General features: G+C 59.6%; 1 pseudogene. It reads right to left on the bottom strand.

Going from position 1 to position 272, the window contains the following annotated elements:
* A pseudogene (locus tag ON19_RS40825) lies at positions 1 to 198 on the bottom strand (hypothetical protein); the annotation flags it as partial.
* Positions 199 to 272: the final 74 nt, after the last annotated feature.

The following is a 272-nucleotide window of genomic DNA, read 5'->3' as shown; positions in this document are numbered from 1 at the left end:
GGTTGAGTGGCCGCTACAGGGCGCTCCCATTCGCCATTCAGGCTGCGCAACTGTTGGGAAGGGCGTTTCGGTGCGGGCCTCTTCGCTATTACGCCAGCTGGCGAAAGGGGGATGTGCTGCAAGGCGATTAAGTTGGGTAACGCCAGGGTTTTCCCAGTCACGACGTTGTAAAACGACGGCCAGTGAGCGCGACGTAATACGACTCACTATAGGGCGAATTGAGTGAAGGCCGTCAAGGCCTAGGCGCGCCGGATCCCCCGGGCCATACTAGT

The organism is Nocardia abscessus NBRC 100374, from assembly GCF_000308455.1.
Classification (GTDB): Bacteria; Actinomycetota; Actinomycetes; order Mycobacteriales; family Mycobacteriaceae; genus Nocardia; species Nocardia abscessus.
The sequence above is the reverse complement of the archived record's forward strand: the minus strand, read 5'-3'. Positions and strand labels throughout refer to the sequence as shown.